Raw genomic sequence first — 2,038 nt, 5'->3', positions numbered from 1 at the left:
AATGGATTTTATTATCCCTTACCAGAGAGTGGTGAAGTGCCGGAAATGGTACAAAATGGGACCATCAAGCCTTGTATCACTGAACCATTAGAATTAGCTCGAGCGTCATTAGTGACATTACCCGTATTTCCCCCACCAATGAAAAATGGGTTATTTTGGTTCTCTTGGTCCGAAGTCGAATGGACTGAAGCCGTGCGCAAGAAACATGAAGATAAAGCCTATCGTGAACGATATATGCAATGTTTTGATTTAGACAAATGGATAATGAATGGGCAGGAAAATCAAACATTATCCATTAATCTACTTCAGGATGTGGTGGCTGAATATAGTTATCAATCCCAAAATAATGACATTAAAAAATGGTCGCCTTTAATCTGGGAAAGTATGCACGCAATGAAAGGATTATCTTTAAAACAAGCTGCGAATGATTTGATGGCAGAAAAGGGAGCAATTATCGCATTGAATGATGCTCCTGCGGTTGTTCAAGATTTAGCCGCGCTAATGAACTACCGTCTTGAACATAATTTTGAGCGGCATCCAAAATATGAGCGTGGATTAGCGCTCTCGGCTTCTTTAGCGATGATGAAAGAGGCGATGTGCACCCAGTATGAGCGTGACAGAGTCGGTGAAGGGATATTATTCGAAAAAACAGCGAGAGACGGAATCGCAGTTAAAAATGGGACAATGTTGCCATCATTAGCCGCTCTTCAAGCTAACACCATACATAATGTTGTGGACCAATCACTAAAAATCCAAGTTGAACAGTATTGGGCTAAGTATGAAAAATATATTGATAGAGAAAAACAAGCCGCCTTTCTAGAGGATTATAATAAAGCGCTATCAATATACGACCAAGCTGTCCTTAGTCCTATGGTAACCCTATATTTGACTTACTTTACGGGTCAAAGCTTACTTGATTATTTCGACCATAATTTTGATCAGCAAAATATCCAGAGTGGAATGTTATTTACACAATCTATTTTAGACTGCATTGAAGGAATGCAAGATAAATTGGACGTTAAGCGCGTTTTCCAAGAGCAATTAACCCATTTTAAAATGTCGGAACAGAATCTGCTTCTGCGAGCTGCATTATTAAATCAACAGAGTTGGATTAAATGTATTGATGATGCAGTATCCTCTTCTGGTGGTGCTTATGATGACCTACCTTGGGATAAGGTCTGGGATGGATTTAAAGATATTAGTAACCATTATTTACTTCAAATTCAGTTAGTCTCTGAGAAATTTTTTAACGCATTAAGTAGTCAATTACTTGGTGTTTTGAATAAGGCTGTCAATAAAACCCCCTTACCAATACTGGTTGCTATATCTGCCATGAATGGCAAAAAACTCCTTCCTATCAATTATATTGGTGAGCGCAAGCATTTCCTCACAAATGCAGTAGAACAAATGGCATCCATGACGGATTTAGATAATAAAGCCTCTCATTCACGTCTCCGGCATTATTTAGAAATTGAAGAGCGCCGCGAACGAATCAGCGGATTACAGTTTGAAGGAAAACAAGAAGGTCGTTTTTTCGCAGCCATTGATATTAAAGAAGCCGAGCTATCAAAAAGTACACCGCCTCTTGAGCGCCCTCAGGTTGCGGTCAAGGCATTTCGCTCCGCCGAAGACGTCAAAAATATTGCATTTCCTAAAGAATGGCGAACAAAGTTAGCGCTAGCGAAAGGAAAAACAATCAATAAATTAGCCAATGATACCGCTCAATCTCTTCCTTTTGCGGGATGTATGTTTTCTGTGACGCTACAAGTTCACGTGTTATGGACAACCACGCAAGATGCAATGAAAGGGCAAGTGAACAATACGGAAGCGGTGACTAAATTTATTGCAAATATTATTTCAGCCGGAGGCGCGCTGTTAGATGCGGCTGAGCGAGTTATTTTTAAATTTCGCACATTGCGCATCAGTGCTCGGATACGGTTTAGTTATGGGGCAGTTCGGCTGAACAACATAAAGAATTCTCTTAAAAGCACAATACGATTCTGTGCCTGGTTTGGTGCTGTCGCCGTCGCATGGGATG

At 40.3% G+C, this 2,038-nt stretch carries 1 protein-coding gene; it reads left to right on the top strand.

Going from position 1 to position 2,038, the window contains the following annotated elements; all coding sequences use genetic code 11:
* The coding region (locus PR799_RS17620; protein ID WP_272523064.1) for a T6SS effector BTH_I2691 family protein at positions 1-2,038 on the top strand (2,038 nt) is incomplete at both ends.

Origin of the sequence: Providencia sp. PROV202 (assembly GCF_028479565.1) — a bacterium.
Taxonomy (GTDB): Bacteria; Pseudomonadota; Gammaproteobacteria; order Enterobacterales; family Enterobacteriaceae; genus Providencia; species Providencia zhijiangensis.
The sequence above is the reverse complement of the archived record's forward strand: the minus strand, read 5'-3'. Positions and strand labels throughout refer to the sequence as shown.